Origin of the sequence: Albirhodobacter sp. R86504, assembly GCF_042466415.1 — a bacterium.
Classification (GTDB): Bacteria; Pseudomonadota; Alphaproteobacteria; order Rhodobacterales; family Rhodobacteraceae; genus Albirhodobacter.
In genome coordinates, this window is sequence record NZ_JAXHCH010000002.1 from 469,142 (window position 1) to 487,066 (window position 17,925).

The 17,925-nt window shown below is 62.0% G+C and carries 15 protein-coding genes and 1 tRNA gene; 13 read left to right on the top strand and 3 right to left on the bottom strand.

The window, feature by feature from the left end; genetic code table 11:
* Positions 1-9: 9 nt before the first annotated feature.
* The 10 genes from SJY32_RS04330 (at position 10) to SJY32_RS04375 (ending at position 12,716) form a co-directional block, all read left to right on the top strand.
* Positions 10-873, top strand: a complete 864-nt coding sequence (locus SJY32_RS04330) for an ABC transporter permease (protein ID WP_376872015.1) — start codon at positions 10-12, stop codon at positions 871-873.
* Entirely contained in the window at positions 870-1,724 is an 855-nt protein-coding gene (locus SJY32_RS04335) for an ABC transporter permease (protein ID WP_376872017.1), read from the top strand. The genes SJY32_RS04330 and SJY32_RS04335 overlap by 4 nt, the downstream gene beginning before the upstream one ends.
* Before the next feature lie 65 nt (positions 1,725-1,789).
* Complete coding sequence (locus SJY32_RS04340) at positions 1,790-2,776, top strand: ABC transporter substrate-binding protein (protein WP_376872019.1); 987 nt, start codon at positions 1,790-1,792, stop codon at positions 2,774-2,776.
* 196 nt (positions 2,777-2,972) lie between these two features.
* Entirely contained in the window at positions 2,973-3,524 is a 552-nt protein-coding gene (locus SJY32_RS04345; protein ID WP_376872022.1) for a hypothetical protein, read from the top strand.
* A 130-nt stretch (positions 3,525-3,654) separates the two neighbouring features.
* Positions 3,655-5,055 (top strand): helix-turn-helix domain-containing protein, encoded by a 1,401-nt coding sequence (locus SJY32_RS04350; protein ID WP_376872025.1) that lies wholly within the window; start codon positions 3,655-3,657, stop codon positions 5,053-5,055.
* 104 nt (positions 5,056-5,159) lie between these two features.
* On the top strand, positions 5,160-5,639 hold the full coding sequence (locus tag SJY32_RS04355) for a response regulator transcription factor (RefSeq protein ID WP_376872027.1): 480 nt from the start codon (positions 5,160-5,162) through the stop codon (positions 5,637-5,639).
* The gene (locus tag SJY32_RS04360; RefSeq protein ID WP_376872030.1) at positions 5,639-6,025 is read left to right on the top strand and encodes a hypothetical protein; all 387 of its coding nucleotides are present in this window, start codon (positions 5,639-5,641) and stop codon (positions 6,023-6,025) included. The genes SJY32_RS04355 and SJY32_RS04360 overlap by 1 nt, the downstream gene beginning before the upstream one ends.
* A 1-nt stretch (position 6,026) precedes the next feature.
* Complete coding sequence (locus SJY32_RS04365; protein ID WP_376872032.1) at positions 6,027-8,864, top strand: ATP-binding protein; 2,838 nt, start codon at positions 6,027-6,029, stop codon at positions 8,862-8,864.
* 217 nt (positions 8,865-9,081) lie between these two features.
* On the top strand, positions 9,082-10,305 hold the full coding sequence (locus SJY32_RS04370) for a FliM/FliN family flagellar motor switch protein (RefSeq protein WP_376872035.1): 1,224 nt from the start codon (positions 9,082-9,084) through the stop codon (positions 10,303-10,305).
* A gap of 164 nt (positions 10,306-10,469) precedes the next feature.
* Positions 10,470-12,716: a 3-hydroxyacyl-CoA dehydrogenase family protein gene (locus tag SJY32_RS04375; protein WP_376872038.1), complete on the top strand. Its 2,247-nt coding sequence runs from the start codon at positions 10,470-10,472 to the stop codon at positions 12,714-12,716.
* Positions 12,717-12,767: 51 nt separating this feature from the next.
* Here SJY32_RS04375 and SJY32_RS04380 read toward each other — a convergent pair whose 3' ends face one another.
* Entirely contained in the window at positions 12,768-12,983 is a 216-nt protein-coding gene (locus tag SJY32_RS04380) for a hypothetical protein (RefSeq protein ID WP_376872041.1), read from the bottom strand.
* Between the two features lie 141 nt (positions 12,984-13,124).
* On the opposite strand from SJY32_RS04380, the gene SJY32_RS04385 reads away from it, so the two are divergent.
* Positions 13,125-13,370: a DUF2312 domain-containing protein gene (locus SJY32_RS04385; RefSeq protein ID WP_376872044.1), complete on the top strand. Its 246-nt coding sequence runs from the start codon at positions 13,125-13,127 to the stop codon at positions 13,368-13,370.
* Positions 13,371-13,437: 67 nt separating this feature from the next.
* Here the strand turns inward: SJY32_RS04385 and SJY32_RS04390 are convergent, their stop codons facing one another.
* The gene (locus SJY32_RS04390) at positions 13,438-14,313 is read right to left on the bottom strand and encodes a hypothetical protein (protein WP_376872047.1); all 876 of its coding nucleotides are present in this window, start codon (positions 14,311-14,313) and stop codon (positions 13,438-13,440) included.
* A gap of 84 nt (positions 14,314-14,397) precedes the next feature.
* On the opposite strand from SJY32_RS04390, the gene SJY32_RS04395 reads away from it, so the two are divergent.
* Together SJY32_RS04395 and SJY32_RS04400 are read left to right on the top strand one after the other, a co-directional pair.
* Positions 14,398-16,146, top strand: coding sequence for an ABC transporter permease (locus SJY32_RS04395; protein WP_376872050.1), 1,749 nt, complete (start codon positions 14,398-14,400; stop codon positions 16,144-16,146).
* Between the two features lie 130 nt (positions 16,147-16,276).
* Positions 16,277-16,352 (top strand) — tRNA-Thr (locus SJY32_RS04400).
* Between the two features lie 103 nt (positions 16,353-16,455).
* Here the strand turns inward: SJY32_RS04400 and SJY32_RS04405 are convergent.
* A complete protein-coding gene (locus SJY32_RS04405) occupies positions 16,456-17,838 on the bottom strand; it encodes a hypothetical protein (protein ID WP_376872053.1) in 1,383 nt (460 codons plus the stop codon).
* Between the last annotated feature and the right edge of the window lie 87 nt (positions 17,839-17,925).

Genomic DNA, 17,925 nt, shown 5'->3' on the forward strand with positions numbered 1-17,925 from the left:
GGGCGCGCTATGAAACAAGCAATAGCGGTGGTCACCGTGCTCGCAGCGATTATTGTCATTTGGTATGTGGCGGCTGTCGGGCTGAATGCAAAATGGGTGAAAGATCAGGCCGCGCGGGCGGGGGAGGAAGTCACGTTTTCGCATATCGTCGCCCAAACTATGGTGCAAGATCGCCCCGTTTTGCCGGCGCCGCATCAGGTCGCAGTCGGGCTGTGGGAGGGGTTTGCGGGCCAGAAGGTGACCTCTAAGCGATCCTTGGTCTATCACGGATGGGTCACGCTTTCGGCTACGCTTTTGGGCTTTGCGATTGGCACGGCGGCGGGAATTTTTCTGGCGGTTGGGATCGTCAATTCGCGGGCGATGGATCTCTCGATCATGCCATGGGCGATTGCGTCGCAAACAATTCCGATCCTCGCGATTGCGCCGATGGTCATCGTGGTCCTTGCATCAATGGGGATCAAAGGCTTGCTGCCAAAAGCGATTATCGCGGCCTATCTCTCGTTCTTCCCCGTGCTTGTGGGCATGGTAAAAGGGCTGCGTGCGCCCGATAACGGGCAGCTTGATCTGTTGAAGACCTATCACGCCAATGCATCGCAGGGCTTTTGGAAGCTGCGCCTTCCCTCGTCGATGCCCTATCTGTTCGCCTCTTTGAAAGTTGGCGTCGCGGCCTCGTTGGTGGGCACGATCGTGGCGGAGCTTCCCGCTGGTGCAACCGCGGGATTGGGCGCGCGGCTCTTGTCGGGCAGCTATTACGGGCAGACGGTGCAGATCTGGTCGGCCCTCTTCACGGCGGCGGCGCTTGCGGCTGTGCTGGTGATGATTGTCGGGCGGGTCGAGACAAGGGTTCTCAAACGGATGGGGATGGCACAATGAGCGGCGGTCTCCTCGCGCTGGGCGCGGTATTGTTCTGGTTTGCGGCATGGGGCTTCAACCATTGGCTTGCGCGCGATTATGGCGGGCGGGCTTGGGTGCGCAGCTTTGTGCCGGCGCTGTTTGGCATCACCTTGTTGATCCTGTGGGAAGGGCTGGTGCGCGGGCTCGAGGTTTCGCCCGTGATCTTGCCCGCACCCAGTATGATTGGCGCGCGATTTGTTGAAGCCTTGCCGATCTTGTGGACGGATTTCGTGCAGACCATCCTGAAAGGCGCGCTGTCGGGCTATCTCATCGGCTGCGGCGCGGCGATCTTGACGGCAATTTTGATCGACCGGTCGCCTTTTTTACAGGCAGGCCTGCTGCCGGTGGGCAATTTTGTAGCAGCCCTCCCCATCGTCGGGATCGCACCGATCCTTGTGATGTGGTTCGGGTTTGACTGGCACTCGAAAGCCGCCGTTGTTGTGGTGATGGTGTTCTTCCCCGTGCTGGTAAACATGGTGGCGGGGCTTAAGGCGACGGATCATCTCTCGCGCGATTTGATGGCGACCTATCACGCCAGCTACGTGCAAGCTTTGGTCAAACTGCGCCTGCCGGCGGCGATGCCGTTTTTGTTTAACGGGCTGAAACTGGCCACGACTTTGGCGCTGATTGGCGCGATCGTGGCCGAGTTCTTCGGCTCACCGACGCGGGGCATGGGGTTCCGCATCTCGACGGCGGTGGGGCAGCTTGATCTGCCGCTGGTCTGGGCGGAGATCGTCGTCGCGGCTTTGGCGGGATCGGCCTTCTACGGGCTGGTTTCGATGATCGAGCGGGGGGTGACTTTCTGGCACCCGTCGCAGCGTCGGCGGTAACGCGCCGCGCAGAGTTTTCAATCCGACCGCAGGAACATGTGGCGGGCAACATGGGAGACTGATGAATGAAACGGTTTATGACAGCGACAGCGATGGCGGCACTTTTCGGAGGCGGCTTCATTGGCGCCGCTTCGGCGGAAGAAGTGACACTCCAACTCAAATGGGTCACGCAGGCCCAATTCGCGGGCTACTACGTCGCTGAAGAAAAAGGCTTCTACGATGAAGAGGATCTGGACGTCACGATCCTCGCGGGCGGCCCTGATATCGCGCCGCCACAGGTGATGGCGGGCGGCGGCGCGGATGTGATGGTCGACTGGCTCCCCTCCGCCTTGGCTGCGCGTGAAAAGGGCTTGCCAATCGTGAATATCGCGCAGCCCTTTAAAGCCTCCGGCATGATGCTGACCTGCTTGAAAGAAAGCGGAATTTCCTCGCCAGAGGATTTCAAGGGCAAAACGTTGGGCGTTTGGTTCGGCGGGAATGAGTATCCGTTCCTGAGCTGGATGAGCACCCTCGGCCTGAAAACCGATGGCACGGATGTCACCGTTCTCAAACAAGGGTTCAACGTTGATCCCCTGTTGCAAAAGCAGGCGGCGTGCATCTCGACGATGACCTATAACGAATACGGTCAGGTGTTGGATGCCGGGGTCGCGGAAGATGATCTGGTAACGTTCAAATACGAGGATCAGGGGGTCGCGACGCTGGAAGATGGCCTCTACGTTCTCGAGGAAAACCTCAAGGACGAGGCCTTCAAGGCGAAAATGGTGAAATTCGTGCGCGCCTCCATGAAAGGGTGGAAATACGCGGAAGAAAACCCTGATGAGGCGGCGATGATCGTGTTGGACAACGATGAGACCGGCGCACAGACCGAGTCGCATCAAAAGCGGATGATGGGCGAGATTGCCAAGCTGACGGCAGGCTCGAACGGCGCGTTGGATGAGGCTGATTTCGATCGCACCGTCGCCATTTTGATGGCAGGCGGGTCTGATCCGGTGATTTCGGCCAAGCCTGAGGGCGCATGGACGCACGAGATTTCCGACGCCGCGCTTGAATAAGGCGGTTGGTGAGAGACCTCTGAAAATCATCCGAGAGTTTTAACGAGAATGCGCGCTCCGAGGGGCGCGCATTTGATTTGTGAAGGTGTTTGTAAAGGCTTTGCGCCTAGACCTGAGTGAAGTGGTGGGGACCACCCGCGAGGTCAAGTCTGACTTCGTTGCGACGAACCGCCGGGGTGGCGGGAAGGGGCGAGAGATGACACAGGCTAGTCGCGGTGCCGCGGGCGGCACGCAACGGGCAGGGGCGCGCGCGTCCCGCAGCACGCGGCCGCAGATTGAAGCGAACGGCGGTTTGGGGCGCCATAGCGCCGTGATCGCGGGGGGGCTCGCGGTTGCGTTGATCGTTTATGCCGCGCTGAGCGGCCCCCCGCAGCCGACGCGGCGCTATATTTACGACACGCCGAGCCCCCTGCTTGAGGCGGCCTATTGTCTTGCGGTCGCACAGCGCGTGGGCGAAATCACGCATGGGGTCGGGGCCGTCAAGCTTGAGTGGTATCTGCGCGAGCAGACCAGTTATTGGCAGGCGCGTGCTCTGCGCGGTGGAGCGCCTGACGGAGGAGATACGCCCCCCGCGCAAGGTGCAGCCCCTCCGGCCGATCTCGCCGCCGCTTTGGCGCAGGGGCGCGCGCGTCTGGTCGCGGATAGCTCTGCGCGGGGCGTGAATGAACAGGCGCATCTGCATCTGGCTTTGCAGCGCTGCGGCGAGCGTAGCCTTGCGCAGGGCGCGCGCCTGCGTTCGATGGAATAGGCGCGCCGAACATCGGCCTTGCTCAGAACCTTTTGTAAAGTCTTGGCCAAACCTGTCCGATCTCGTAAACTGGCTGTGATTGCGGGGGCTTGTCAGTAAATCCGCCCCCGCGCCAGCGAAGGGATACCCCATGGCACGGGCCGCATTGACAGGGACGCGCATTCGCGAGCGCCGAACCGCCCGCAAGATCAAGCAGGCCGATCTCGCGAAAATGGCGGGGATTTCTCCCGCCTATCTCAATCTGATCGAACATAACCGGCGCCGTGTTAGCGAAGCGGTCTTGGAGGCGCTCGCGGAGGCGTTGGGTCTTGAAACGCAAGCTTTGGCCGCCGGAGCTGCGGGCGCGGTGTTTGATGATCTGCGCGAAGCGGCGGCGGTTGCCACCCCTGGTCATGAGCCGCCCGTGTCCGATCCGCCCGAGTTGGACCGGATCGAGGAATTCGTGGGCCGCTATCCGGGATGGGCGGGGCTTTTGGCGGCGCGACACGCGCGTGTCTCGGCATTGGAGCGCTCGCTTGAGGGGTTGTCGGAGCGCATGGCGCACGATCCATATCTCGCCGATACGCTGCACGAGGTTCTCTCGTCGGTCACGAGCTTGCGATCAACCGCCGCAATTCTGGAGGAAACCGAGGATATCGAACCTGAATGGAGGGCGCGTTTCATGCGCACCATTTCGGAGGAATCCTTGAGGATTTCGCGCACGGCGGAGTCTTTGGTGGGCTATCTCGACACGCTGGACGAGGCCGAAACGGGGATTTCCTCGCCGCAAGAGGAGGTCGAAGCTTGGCTCGCGGCGCGCCGCTACCTGCTGCCCGAGGTTGAGGCGTCGGGAGAGAGCGTCGCCCCCATTGGCGCGGGGAATGTGGCGATGAACGCCGATCCGGGCGCTCGGTTGGCGCACCCGGCCCCGGATCTCGGCGTGGCAGGGCAGGTGCCGGACTTGGCCACGGATGCCGCGCGCGACCTCGCGCAATCATATCTTCGCGCGGCCACCGCACAGGCGCGCGCTTTGCCCAAAGATCGGCTGCAAGCCGCGATTGCGGATGTGAGCGAGGGCGGCGCGCCCGTCGATCCGCTGCAAATCGCGCACCAGCTCGGGATTGATCTCGGCCTCGTTCTGCGGCGCATGGCGGCGATCGATCCGATGCTGGGGCTGGTGACTTGCGATGCGTCAGGCACGTTGACGTTTCGCAAGCCAGTTGCGGGGTTTGCCCTGCCGCGGTTTGGCGCGGCCTGTCCGCTCTGGCCACTCTATGAGGCGCTCGCCCGCCCGCAAGAGCCTCTGCGTCGGAGGGTTGATATGGCGGGTCGCATCGTCCAGCGCTTCACGACCTATTCCATCGGTGAGATCTGCCAGCCGTCAAGGTTCGAGGGGCCCGCCTTGCGGCATGCGGTTATGCTTATCGTCCCCGAACCCGAGGGAAGCCCCCCGCAGACGGGCACGATTTTTGATGTGGGGAGCTCGTGTCGGGTCTGCCCGCGGTTGCAATGCCCGGCGCGGCGCGAACCGTCGATCGTTCAGCCGCGCTGACCTTCACGCCGATGCGGGGTGCAGGTTTTCCCGTTCAATCTTGCGTGAAAGTTTGACAGGCGCGGCAGTGGGCGCGATACCTGTAACGGGGGAGAGGAGGCAGCATGACCGAGGGAGTAGAGCTTTCGCATCTGGCCGCGCGCCATGTGCTTTTAATCGAGGATGAGCCCAATATCGCTGAGGCGATCCGGTTTATCCTGTCGCGGGACGGATGGCGCGTGACGCTGCATGCCGAGGGGGCGGACGCGGTGGCGCGTATTCGTGCCGTCTTGCCCGATATTGTCATACTGGATCTGATGTTGCCGGGGCGGTCAGGGCTTGAAATCCTCGCCGAGATGCGAGCGGATCCGGCCATGAGTGGGGTTCCGGTTTTGATGCTGACCGCGCGCGGACAGGAGCGCGACCGTGAGGCCGCGACACGCGCCGGTGCGACACGCTTTCTGGCGAAACCCTTTGCCAATAGTGACCTCAAGCGTTGCATTCAGGAGATGGCGCGAGAGGGGGCGGGTGCGCTGGCTGGTACGGCGGCGCCCGAGGCATCGGCGATGAGCGACGCCGTCTTGCGGCGCAGCGAGACGCATTGATGCCCCAGCAACGCCCGCCTCTGTTCTTGGCTCGCAGAGCTTACCGCCGTCGCCGGATGATGGATGCGGCCCGTTTAATGCCTTTTGCGGCGGGCGTTTTATTCCTCTTGCCTGCGCTGTGGCACCCTGCGTCTACGCCCGAGCCGGACACGGCGTGGGGCACGGTCTATCTCTTTGCGATTTGGATGTTGCTGATCGTCGCGGCGTATTTGCTGTCAAACGGGTTGCTCGCCGCGATGCGAAGCGAGGATGAGGACGATCACCCGCCTCACGCGGGCGATGCCAGCGAAAACGGGGGCGGTGCGAAGGCCGCCTCGCAAGGGCCGATGATGCCGCTGGCGGCGCCTCCCACTCCTGCGCCACGTTTTGAGAGTGAGCCGCGCTAACATGCCGTTCAATATCCTCGTCGCGGTGTGTTTGGTCTACGTCATGCTTTTGTTTGGCGTGGCCTTCTTTGCCGAACGGCGCGCGCGCGGCGGGCAGCTGGGATGGCTCGGCACGCCGATGGTCTACACCCTCAGCCTGTCGATCTATTGCACCGCATGGACGTTTTACGGCGCGGTTGGCTATGCGGCGCGATCGGGGTTGGAGTTTGTCACGATCTACCTCGGGCCTACGCTGGTTTTCGTGGGCTGGTGGTGGGGGTTGCGCAAGCTGGTGCGGATCGGCCGCGCGCAGCGGGTGACGTCCATCGCGGATTTGATTTCGTCGCGCTATGGCAAATCAAACCTGCTGGGCGTGGTCGTAACCTTGATGGCGGTTGCTGCCTCGACACCCTACATCGCCCTTCAATTGCAATCGGTTACGCTCTCATTCGGTGTTTTTGCCGCCGAGATGCCGATGGGGCGCGCCTTGCCCGATCAAGGCGCGATTGCGGTATGGTTAGCGGGCGGGCTGGCGCTTTTCACGATCCTTTTTGGCACGCGAAACCTTGATGCGAATGAGCGTCACCACGGTGTGGTTATGGCCATCGCGTTGGAAGCTGTGATGAAGGTCGTTGCGCTTTTGGCGGTGGGGGCGTTCGTCGTCTGGGGGATGGCGGACGGGGTCGGGGATGTGTTGGATCGCATTTCGGCGTCCGACATTGCCGAATGGCCACTCAACCCGGGGCGTTGGGGCGGGCTGATTTTCGTGTCGGCGGCGGCGGTGCTCACTTTGCCGAGGATGTTTCAGGTTCTTGTTGTCGAGAATGTGGATGAGCGCCATCTGGCGACGGCAAGCTGGGCGTTTCCGCTCTATTTGATGGCGATGTCGCTGTTTGTCGTGCCGATTGCGGTTGTCGGGTTGGAGGTGATGCCTGCGGGGGCGAACCCTGACCTTTTCGTGCTAACGTTGCCGCTGCGCGAGGGGCAGGGCGGGCTTGCGCTGCTGGCGTTTTTAGGGGGGTTTTCTTCGGCCACCTCGATGGTCATCGTGGCGTCTATTGCGCTGGCAACGATGGTGTCCAACCACATCGTGACGCCTCTTTGGTTAAGCGTGAATCGCCGCCATGCCGCCAGTCGGTGGAGCAAGGCAGGCAGAGCGGCGCGGAAGGCGCAGCGCGCCAAAAGTGAGAGCGTCACAGCCGATCGGGTCGCGGGGTCAAGTGTGAGCGCAGAACTCCTCGACACGCCGCGCCTTGGGCAGGCTGGCGGCTCGGGGGCGCTGGCGGGTGACGTGCGCGGATTGGTGTTGATGTCACGGCGGATTTCCATCGCGGCAGTGCTCGCGTTGGGATATTTCTATTTCCGGCTCTCGGGCGGATCGGAGGCGCTCGCCGCGATCGGGTTGATTGCCTTTGTCGGTGCGGCGCAGGTTTTGCCGGCGATGATTGGCGGGATCTATTGGCGCGGTGCGACACATGTCGGCGCGCTGGCGGGGTTGTTGGCGGGCTTCTCGATCTGGCTCTACTGCTTGTTCCTGCCGTCCTTCGGGGAAAGCGGCGTCTTTTCTCCCGCGTTTTTGCTGCATGGTCCTTTTGGAATTGATTGGCTGCGCCCGCATGCGTTGTTCGGCGTGCATGCCCTTGATCCGCTTCTGGCCACGCTCTTTTGGTCTTTGATGCTCAACACAACCGCCTTTCTGGTCTTCTCGCTCGTGTCCTTCCCCGATCCAATGGAGCGCCTGCAAGGGGTGGCTTTCGTAAACGTATTTGATCGGTCCGAAGGGGCGGGGTCGTGGCGGCGATCGTTGGTCGCGGCGGAGGACCTTTTGTCGATGGCGCAGCGCATCCTTGGCCCTGATGAGGCGCAACGGTTCTTCCAAGCCCAAGCCGCAGGTCAGGGCAAGGCGGGCTACCTGCCTGAAACTACGCCGGAATTCCTCGCGCGGCTGGAGCGCCATTTGGCCGGGTCGGTTGGCGCTGCGACGGCCCATGCGATGATCACCCAATTCACAGGCGAGGCGTCTGTGTCGGTGCAAGATTTGATCGCTGTCGCGGGCGAAGCCGCAGAAATTAAGGAATATTCCGCGCAGCTCGAGGCGAAATCCGAGGAGCTCGCCCGCACCGCCCGCGCCTTGTCGGAGGCGAATGAGAAACTCACGGCGCTTTCCGTTCAAAAAGACGGGTTCTTGGGCCAGATCAGCCACGAGCTGCGTACGCCCATGACCTCGATCCGCGCGTTTTCCGAAATCCTGATGGAGCCGGACCTCGATGATGCGATGCGCGCGCAATATGCCGAGATTATCCATGAGGAGGCCCGCCGTCTGACACGTTTGCTGGACGATCTTCTGGATTTGTCGGTGTTGGAAAACCGGTCGGCACAGCTATCCATCGGTGTTGCGAACCTGCATGATTTGCTGAATCGTGCGGTGCAATCGGCCTCCAATACGCGCCCCGAACGGGATTTGAGGTTGGAGCGAAACTTCCCCGCCGAGCACCTGCCCGTCTTCACCGATACCGATCGGTTGGTGCAGGTGTTCATCAATCTGATCTCGAACGCGCGCAAATATTGCGATGCTGAGCGCGGGGTCTTGCGCATCGACGTGCGGCATCGGGGGGATCGGGTTCGGATCGATTTTATTGACAACGGATCGGGCATTCCGAAGGCGTCGCAGGCGATTATTTTCGAAAAATTCGCGCGTCTTACGGATTTGAGCCGTGCTGGCGGCGCGGGGTTGGGCTTGGCAATCTGCCGCGAGATTATGGTGAACTTGGGCGGTACGATTGACTATCTTCCGGGGCAAGGCGGAGCGGCATTTCGCGTGGAATTCCCTCAAAAACGGGGGCTTCGGCAGGCAGGGTGAGATGCGATCGCAACCTCCCTTGCCGCGGTCCGTTTGAATCGCCCGCGCGATGTCACAGGCGCGCGATGCGCCTCTCGCGGCGTGCAAAATAATCATCGGTGTCAATGAATTGTAAACCTTAAGCTGCGACCAAAGATCGTGCGCAACGGATGCTGCGATGGATCGGCGTTGCGCGTTGCGGGCGGCATGCGACGTATAAGGAGAACGGGGACCACCGATGACTGAGGCAAAACCGCGATCTATCTTGCAGCGCAAAGCCGGAAAAGGCCGTCCGATTGAGGATGCGAAGGCGATGACGGCCGAGCGCGGACTGACCGTTGCCTTGACCAAAACCGCGCAAGAACAGTTTGAGATGCCGTTGCATATCGCGGAGATTTCCGAGACGCGGATGAGCACGGCCGAGCTGCCCGAACTGCTCGAACCGCTCTCGCTTTTAGCGGTGATGGAGGGGCCGTCCGAGTCGCTCGGCCTGATCGCGGTGCCCCCCGCGACCCTTTCGGCCCTGATCGAGATGCAGACAACGGGCCGGATCGCGCCCACCGCACCGCCGCCGCGCAAACCGACCAAGATCGATGCGGCGATGGCCGCAGATTTTCTGGATCAGCTGATGCAGGCGTTTGAAGCCCAAATCGAGGCCTTGCCCGCCATCACGTGGGGGGGCGGATTTCGATATGCGTCGTTTCTTGACGATCCGCGGCCCTTGGGGCTTTTGTTGGAGGATGTGAGTTTCCGCATCTTGAAAGTGACCCTGCAGATGGGCGTTGGCAATGTGCGCGAGGGGGGGCTTTTGATCGCGCTTCCCGCGCAAGGGCGGGGCCATGCGCCGATTAGGGCGGGCGAGGCGCCGGCTGTCGCGCGCGCTGGGGAGAGTGAGGCCGCGGCGGGGGGAGACGCCGCGCAAGAGAGTTGGGAGACCGCGCTCACGTCCACTGTCATGGGCGCGCGCGTCGATCTTGAGGCCGTGTTGCACCGTGTCACAATGCCTTTACACCAAGCGATGCAACTCAAAATTGGGAGTGAGCTCACCATCCCCTATCACGCTTTGGAGACCCTTCAGATTGAGGCGATCGGGCGGCGCCTCGTGACATCTGCACGTTTGGGGCAGGCGAACGGGATGCGCGCGGTGCGGGTGCAGTGTCGGGACGAGACCGATGGCGATGCGCCGCAAATGGCACAGCAAGCCTTTGAGGCGCGCCATCCCGCCACATCCACCGGCGCGCGCGGGGCGCCGGCCCCGTCCGCAAATGCAATGCCAAGTTTTGGCGGGCTTCCCGCGGGTGGGTTTGGGACGCCGACCATGAATGGTTCCGATCTGCCGCCGCTTGCGAGTTTGCCGGATCTGCCTGCGATGGGTGATCTTCCGCTTCAAGGAAGTCTCGCGGATATCGGGGAGCTTCCGCCGCTGGGAGATTTGCCTATCTTGGAAGCGGGGGGGATGTAGGTGTTTGTGCGCGCCCCGTGGCCGCCCAAAAAAAGCCCCGCCTCAAGTCCCCGCGCCTTCGCAAGGCTATGCTGCATCGGCAGGTGGCTTCGTCGCGCTGAAAACGCATTGCCTCCTGATCTTGACCCGTTAGGATATCGGGGAGCGGTAGAGAAAGATGCGCGATGTCACGACAAATCGATGTAGTGAAGTCCGGCGAACTCGCGGTTTTGACCTGTACCGAAAAGAGCGACGGGTGCGGATGGTCGCCGGTGATGCGCGCTGAGCTCTCGCGGGCGCTTAACACTGTTTTTGCGGATGACACGATCACGTTAGTCGTCTTGCGCGGGGGGATCGCTGGCTGGCCAAATGCGTCGCCCGACCCTGCGGGAGATTTCATACCGCATCACGCCGCGCCGCAGCTATCTGACTTGGCGCATCGCATAAGGGGCGCGCAAAAACCTGTCGTGGCGCTTTTGGCGGGGGAAATCATCGGCGGCAGTTTTGCGCTCGCGCAGGCAGCGAGCTGGCGTATTGCAGATCCGTCGACACGGTTTCACTGCTTGGAGACCTCCCTGAACTCCCTACCTGCGGGCGGTGGGTTGACGTTATTGGCCCGTCGATCAGGCGCCGGTCCCGCGCTCGCCTATGCGCTTGGCACGCGGCCAATCGGCGCGCGCGACGGCCTCGCGCTTGGGCTTATTGAGGAAGTCGAGCGGATTGACGGTGATGATGCTGCGGGCTTGCGGGCTGCGCTGAGAGGTCGCCCATTGCGCGCTGAGCCGACGCGAGCGCTGTCGGACCGGATCACATATCTTGCGGCGCTGGAGGAGGCGCGTGCGACGATCGGCACTGGTGGCGGTGCGGCGATTGACCCTCGCGTCGCGCACCGGATCGTCGATGTTGTTGAGGCCGCCTTGCTGCTTCCCGAGCGCGGATCGATGGAGTTTGAAGCGGTCGCCTTTGAGGATTTAATCGAGACGCCAAGTGCCCGCGCTCTGCGCTATCAGGCCCGCGCTCGACGGAGTGCGTCTGAACTGGGTGCGCCAAACTCGTGTGCGCCAGACTTGGGTGCGTCAAACTCGGGTGCGCCAGATGGGGCCGCATCGCCCCCCGATAATACAGGATCACGCGATGTTGAGAGGGGCGCCGCGCCCGTTATCGACGTTGGTCTTTGGCTGCCTGCGGATGTCGATATCGCAACGGGAGGCGATGATCGCGGTGAGGGCGCGGAGGGCAGCGGGATCGGCGCCGAGCGGCGGTTGACGTCGTTAGGGCGCTTGGCGTGGCGCTTGGCCTTGGGCGGGGCATCGATCCGCCTCGGGGCGGGATCGCAAACGGATTTGGAGGATCTTTTGTCCGTTGTTGCGCGGGCGCAGGCGCAGGAGGTGTCGCGCAAGTCAGTGACGGAGCAAGAAGGAGAGGCGGCGTGGTCGCGCATTACGCCGGTGGTGCGCGAGGTTGATCTGGCGGGCGCGGATTGGATCGTGAGCGCCGAGCCACCGAAGGGCGCGGCGGGGGACAAATGCTTGTCCCGCCTTGCGCGGGTGGGCGGAGACACGCCGCGGTTCGTTCTGCTGGGGGGCGAAAACACCCAGCCGCGCGAGACGGAGGATGGAAGGCTCGCCCAAGGCTGGCAGGGGCTGCGCCTTGGTGCGCATATCGTCGAGATCACGGCGATTGATCCGGTCGCGATCAGCGCCCTGCGCGCCGCGCGTTTTACTCCGGTGTATGTCGCCGCGCCGCATATGGGCGGGGGGACGATCGCGCAACGCCTGCAGGCCGCCTATATCCTTGCGGGCGAGAGGTTGGCGATTGCGGGGGCGGATATTGCGCGCATCGATACCGTTCTGCGGAAAGCCGGTTTCGGGGATGGTCCGTTTCGCCGGCTGGATAAGGCCGGCCCCGCGGCGCGGCGGGCGCTCTTCAGGGCGGCAGGCCGGACTGAGGGAATTCTGATCCGCGAATGGTCCGGGGCGTTTTACGCGCCGCAGACGCCTGATCGGGCGCCCAATGCGTCAACCGATGCGATGACACGGCCCGCGCAGGCGGGAGCGTCGACCCGTCTCGCGCCGGGGGTTGGCGAGGCGCTGGACCTGCTGCGCGAGCAACGGCCCGCGCTGCGATTGACCGATGGTCAGATTATCGCCCGCGTGGTGGCCGAATTGGCGGATGAGGCGGTCTTGATGCTTCGTATTGGCGCGGTGAACCGCCCGAGTGACGTTGATCTGATCATGGCGCTGGACTGTGGGATGCGGGCGGATATGGGGGGGCCGATGCATATGGCGGATGCGATCGGGCTCTTGACCATGCGCAACCAGCTGCGCGCGCTAACGGGAGAGGGCGCGCGTGCGCCCGACCCGCTTTGGGATGTGCTCATCAAAAACGGGCGGAAATTCAGTGATCTGAATGGGTCCGCGTGCGGGGGATAGGCGCAGGCCGGATGCCTGTAGTCGTCCGCGCCTCAAAGATCAGCCTGAGTGTCAGCCCAGAACGATGCCGACGACAACCATCATCAATCCGAGCATCGAGATCATCAAAGCGCCAATGTTCACGGCGACGGCGCGCTGCATGCGGGCCTTGAAAGCGGTCTCGTCCAAGCCCGCGCGTTTGGCGCGCAAAACGATCATCACACAAGCCGCAATGCCGATGACGCCGATGACGGAGATAACCGCGCCAATCCAGATCAGAATATCCATAGTCCGTTCCCTTCTCCAAACTGCAGGCAGGCGATAGCGTGAAACCTCTGCCCAGTGCAAGCGGCCTAGACCACCCGCGCCCTTGATGCGGGGGCTGTGAGCTTGTAGGGAAGGGCAATTCAATTCACCCGTGAGGAAGATATGTCCGACGCCTATAATGTGACCGCTGACGAGCTGCGCCAGTTTATCGAGCAATTCGAGCATCTTGAGGCGGAGAAGAAAGACATTGCTGAGCAACAAAAAGAGATCATGTCCGAAGCGAAGGCGCGCGGCTATGATACGAAAGTCATCAAAACGTTGATTGCTTTGCGCAAGCGCGACAAGGACGATCTCGCTGAAGAAGAAGCGATCTTGGAGCTTTATAAAAACGCTCTCGGGATGGTTTAACGCTTTTTTGCCATGTTATTGAAAAGGTCCGGTGGAAACGCCGGACCTTTTCATATGCGGTGGGCGCTCATGGCGCGATGAATTCAACGCCATCGATCTGCGCAATTTCGGCGGTGTCGGCCTCGTAAATCTGGGTGATTTCCTCGATCAGCTCCGAGGTCCATCCGGGCAGGGGCACCTCGACCTCAAGCCTGTCCTCGATCGCGAATTTGTCGAGAAACGCTGTGACGATTTTGCGCCGCTGGGCAATGGTCTGGGGCGGATGCGAGGTGAGATAGGCGCGCAGGCGCTCTAACCCCTCGGGGGCCATAATCGCGCCGAGGATCGCGAAATCGCCGTCCAACTCGACATCCTGCCCGATGCCGCTGAGCGAGCGTAAAAGCTCCGGCCAGATCAGGGGCGTATCCTCGTTGCACCAGACGACAAGCCGCTTTCCCTGCGCGGCTTCCGCCATTTTGCGCACCATCGGCGCCCACCGCAGCGCGCGCGGATCGATCCCCTGCATCACGCTATCATAGGTAGCGTCCTTAATCCGCGCAATCAGCGCGGGGATCAGTGTGGCGGGGTTGACCATTGCCATGTGGAATTCCACCTCGGCATCCGCAAGGATATTGGCGAGAGGCGTCAACTTGGCAGGCACCATCGCGTAGAGGCCGTCCGACGTCACAACGCGCTGGGGGATGCACATGAAAAAGTCATGCGAGAACACGATCCGGTTAAACGTATCCTCGTCTGTAATCGAATCGAGGATGGCTTCTTGGTATTCCGCGTCTGCGGCACGTCCGCGCAGGGCCATCAGGGAATCACGCAGCACCATCCGGTATCGCCCCGGCCAAGGCACGATCGTGCCGACCTGTTCAAGCGCCTCGGTGTTGCGTTTTAGGCATTTAATGAGGCGATCCTCATCGGAGGAATGCGCGCCCATGTGGAAAACGACCTGCATGCCTGAACCCTTTATGCTTCTTGTTCCGCCCAGAGTAACGGGGGATTTATGGACAGGCAAACGGCTTTCCTGTAGGGCGGGTTTATGACCGAGAAAAAGCCTCAATCTCTCCCTATGACCGCAACCGAGCAGCGCGATATCAAAGCCGTGCTGCACCGTGTGAAGCGCGCAGCATTGGCGCGCCACACGAAGGGCGCGGCAGGGGGCGGTGTGTGGTCTCTCGGGGCGGCGGTGATCGCGGTGCTTATCCTCGCGCCGATTGTGTCGGTGATCTGGATTGCGCTGAACCCGACGGAGAATATCTGGCCCCATCTCATATCCACGACATTGCCGCGTTACCTGTCCAATACTGCCGTGTTGGCGCTTGGCGTTGGCGCGCTCTCGGCGGCGGTGGGGGGCGGGGCTGCGTGGCTCATTTCGATGTATCGCTTCCCGGGGTCGCGGGCGCTGGAATGGCTTTTGCTTCTGCCGCTCGCAATTCCCGCCTATGTCGGCGCCTATGCTCTGGTTGATTTTCTGGATTATTCCGGCCCGTTGCAGATCGCCTTGCGAGAAACATTCGGCTGGGGCAGCGCGCGCGATTACTGGTTCCCGCAGGTTCGCTCGCGCGGGGCGGCGATCATCGTCCTTGCGGCCTCGCTGTATCCTTACGCCTATCTCCTCGCGCGCGCGGCGTTTCGTGAGCAGTCGGGCGGGAGTTACGAGGTGGCGCGGGCGCTGGGCGCGGGGCCTTGGGGGCTATTTTGGCGGGTCGGACTGCCGCTCGCGCGTCCGGCGATTGTCGCGGGGGCTGCCATCGCAATGATGGAAACCGTCGCGGATTTCGGCGTCGTTGATTATTTCGGCGTGCAAACCCTGACGACAGGTATTTTCACGACATGGCTTGAGGCGGGCAACGCCGGCGGGGCGGCGCAGATCGCTTTGCTCATCCTCGCGGTTGTGATGGGGCTGCTCGCGGTCGAAAAATTTGGCCGTAAGAACCAACGGTTTTATCAATCCGCACGGCACAGCCGCCCGATTGTGAAGCTTCATGCAAAAGGGGCGGGCGCGTGGGCGATGACGGCCCTGTGCGCCGTGCCATTCGTGATCGGGTTCATTTTGCCTGTGGCCGTGATGGCCGGGCATGCGCTGGCCAATCCGGATGCGTGGTTTGGCAAGGGGTTGATCCGCGCGCTCAGCAATACGATGACGGTTGCGGGGCTTGCGTCAGTGATCACGGTGTGTCTTGCGCTGTTCATGGTTTATGGGGTGCGGCTGACAGGGCGGCGCTTGCCGCGCCTGCTCTTGCCGATCACGACAATCGGCTATGCGGCGCCAGGCGCGGTCTTGGCGGTCGGCATCTTGATTCCCCTCGCAGCGTTGGATCATTGGGGCGCGGATCAATGGCTCGCGATTACCGGCACGGACCCGGGGCTGGTGCTGACGGGCTCGGCCACGGCGATTGTTTTGGCCTATCTGGTGCGGTTCTTCGCGATTGCGCAGGGCGCTGTTGATGCGGCCTTCGGGCGTGTGCCGCCATCCTTGCCCATGGCGGCACGGTCTTTGGGGCGGACCGCTGGCGGGGCGCTTACCTCTGTGTATCTGCGCCTCATGCGCGGCTCGATTGGCTCCGCGCTTTTGCTCGTGTTTGTTGATAGTGTGAAGGAATTGCCCGCAACCATGCTCTTGCGTCCGTTCAACTACGAGACCTTGGCCACCCGCGTACATGAGAAGGCAAGCTTGGAAAACCTAGGCGATGCCTCTCCCGCGGCGCTTTTGGTGATGCTGGTGGGGCTTGCGGCGGTGGGGCTTTTGGCCAAGACCAATTTGGGCGCAAAGGGCAGCCAGCTTTAACGCGGCAGCCCCCGAATGGCGGCGCGCATCGCCAGATCAAAACGCGTTGAACATAAAAACACAAATTTCTGCAAATCAGTGCTTTCGCCCTCTTGCCACTGCCGCAATCCGGCGTTATCTCACCCTCAATGCCCCTATAGCTCAGCTGGTAGAGCAACTGATTTGTAATCAGTAGGTCCGCGGTTCGAGTCCGTGTGGGGGCACCATCTTCCTGACATCGTTCATTTTTGTGCCGTGATGCAGCGGGTCGCTTTTGCTGGCCCTACGAGCAGGTGCAGCGGCGAACGCGCCGACCTTCCCGGGGGAAGGTCAACGGCCGGAGGTGTCGAGGTTGCCGAGCACGGCCGACAAGGTTGCACCAATCATTAGCATCGCTGCGATCAATGCATAGCCGTAGCCTAAGGCGACAATGCCGAAGGGGGCAAGGAAGACGACCGTGAGCAAGAGCCCGAAGGTGACAATGAGATTGAGCCAAAGCGCATGCTGCGCCTGACCATTCCGGCGCATCCAACGGTCGCAAGCGGTCCAAATATCATTTGGAACGGTGAGGAAGCTGAGCAAAACAGCAATCCCGAATATCGATGAGAACCGCGCATCAAGCAGGGCGGGCAAGGACACGTGCAGCACGGCCGCGACGATCGTCGTGACAGGCAGGTTGATGAGCAAACTCGCCGAAATCCGCCCACGCAGCGCACGTTGACTTGCTTGGGTGCGTGCCGAGACGGACGATACGGAGAACGCGGAGAGGGGGGAGGGGCCAAGCGGAACAGCTTGGGTGACGGGCTCGCCCGTTTCCAGCAACGATGTCGTCTTGGGCGCGCCCGCGGCAGGCCCGAGCAATGTAATCACGGTATAGCTGACCACGCGCGAAATCGCGAGCCCGGCATTCAGGGCGATGAAATACAAGCCAAGCGCCTCCAGACCCAGTATCGCGGCCACGATGAATTTATCGGCATGAAGGCGCAAGCCGATCAGAAGCTCGGCGGTGATGCTCGCAGCGACCTCAAGCGGTGGCCGAGGGCTCGCGGTGGTCGTGTCGGCCTCTTGCGCGTCCTCAAGCGGCTCGCTGATCTTTGCAAGTGCGAGTAGGGCAATCGGCGCAATCACAAGCCGCGGCAGAATAATAACGAGGGGGCTGGGCCAGACCAGCAAGAGGCCAAACCCGACGAGGTGGGTCAGAGCGGTTTGCAAACGCAAGATTGTCGTCGCTTGCGAGGCGTTGTGCGCGCGCATTGCCAGCGCCGTGCGGAGCAGCATCGTCGGGATGAGCAAAGCCTCCGCCGCGAGGAACACACCGATTACGAGAACGGCAAGCTCTCCTCCGATGAAGTAGAGCGCAACGCTGACCGCCGCGATCAGCGCGATGATCACCTGCGTCCAGCTTTGGCACGTGCGGGTGGCGAGCGCGCAGATCCCCGCGAGTTGGTCGGCCGGGGATGTCTGGATCGCGAAGGTGGAGGCGTTGCTGCTGAGCGCTTTGCGCAGGGTCGTTTTGATCAGATTGGCCGCGGCCAAGGCGAAACATGCGACCCCGATTTGCGACAGCTCTAGCCGCCGCGCCATCATCAACAGTAAAACAGCCCAAGCGACATTCGCGCAGATCTGCGCTATTTGCGGCATCCGGCGCACGCGCATCGCTGCGTTGATCTCTGTGCCGGGCGGCACGTTGGAAAGGCGAACTGGGATCGTCATGTCTAAAAGTCCTGTTCTCAAGACCTAAAGCGTAGACGTTAAGGATGATTCTGTCCGCTGCCCTGCTGGGAGGCTGTAAGGCGCAAT

Coding starts and splice junctions, on each gene's coding strand:
- SJY32_RS04330 (WP_376872015.1), top strand. CDS start 10: ATGAAACAAGCAATAGCGGTGGTCACCGTGCTCGCAGCGATTATTGTC.
- SJY32_RS04335 (WP_376872017.1), top strand. CDS start 870: ATGAGCGGCGGTCTCCTCGCGCTGGGCGCGGTATTGTTCTGGTTTGCG.
- SJY32_RS04340 (WP_376872019.1), top strand. CDS start 1,790: ATGAAACGGTTTATGACAGCGACAGCGATGGCGGCACTTTTCGGAGGC.
- SJY32_RS04345 (WP_376872022.1), top strand. CDS start 2,973: ATGACACAGGCTAGTCGCGGTGCCGCGGGCGGCACGCAACGGGCAGGG.
- SJY32_RS04350 (WP_376872025.1), top strand. CDS start 3,655: ATGGCACGGGCCGCATTGACAGGGACGCGCATTCGCGAGCGCCGAACC.
- SJY32_RS04355 (WP_376872027.1), top strand. CDS start 5,160: ATGACCGAGGGAGTAGAGCTTTCGCATCTGGCCGCGCGCCATGTGCTT.
- SJY32_RS04360 (WP_376872030.1), top strand. CDS start 5,639: ATGCCCCAGCAACGCCCGCCTCTGTTCTTGGCTCGCAGAGCTTACCGC.
- SJY32_RS04365 (WP_376872032.1), top strand. CDS start 6,027: ATGCCGTTCAATATCCTCGTCGCGGTGTGTTTGGTCTACGTCATGCTT.
- SJY32_RS04370 (WP_376872035.1), top strand. CDS start 9,082: ATGACTGAGGCAAAACCGCGATCTATCTTGCAGCGCAAAGCCGGAAAA.
- SJY32_RS04375 (WP_376872038.1), top strand. CDS start 10,470: ATGTCACGACAAATCGATGTAGTGAAGTCCGGCGAACTCGCGGTTTTG.
- SJY32_RS04380 (WP_376872041.1), bottom strand. CDS start 12,983: ATGGATATTCTGATCTGGATTGGCGCGGTTATCTCCGTCATCGGCGTC.
- SJY32_RS04385 (WP_376872044.1), top strand. CDS start 13,125: ATGTCCGACGCCTATAATGTGACCGCTGACGAGCTGCGCCAGTTTATC.
- SJY32_RS04390 (WP_376872047.1), bottom strand. CDS start 14,313: ATGCAGGTCGTTTTCCACATGGGCGCGCATTCCTCCGATGAGGATCGC.
- SJY32_RS04395 (WP_376872050.1), top strand. CDS start 14,398: ATGACCGAGAAAAAGCCTCAATCTCTCCCTATGACCGCAACCGAGCAG.
- SJY32_RS04405 (WP_376872053.1), bottom strand. CDS start 17,838: ATGACGATCCCAGTTCGCCTTTCCAACGTGCCGCCCGGCACAGAGATC.